Source organism: Billgrantia ethanolica (assembly GCF_021404305.1).
GTDB lineage: Bacteria > Pseudomonadota > Gammaproteobacteria > Pseudomonadales > Halomonadaceae > Halomonas > Halomonas ethanolica.
In genome coordinates, this window is sequence record NZ_JABFTX010000056.1 from 1 (window position 1) to 280 (window position 280).

The following is a 280-nucleotide window of genomic DNA, read 5'->3' on the forward strand; positions in this document are numbered from 1 at the left end:
TGCAGCACCTCACGGAAGATCTCCTGATCCTCCTCGGAGAGCTGGTTCCAGCGTATGCCGCTGATGATGGTGACCAGCGAGTCCGTCACGTGGCCGGTCAGGTTGATGACGTCCTGTACCTCGTGGAAGGCCATGGCACGGATCGCCGGCAGAGGATTTTCCTGGGCATCGACCACCCCCTGCTGCAGGGCCAGGTAGGTTTCGTCGAAGGCGATGGGGGTGGGATTCGCACCGGCCGCACGCGGGAACATCATGTAGAGGGGAGCGCCGGGCACGCGGA

At 63.9% G+C, this 280-nt stretch carries 1 protein-coding gene; it reads right to left on the minus strand.

What is annotated here, in order from left to right:
* A partial coding sequence (dctP, locus tag HOP53_RS21480; RefSeq protein ID WP_234271883.1) for a TRAP transporter substrate-binding protein DctP occupies positions 1-280 on the minus strand: 280 nt, incomplete at both ends.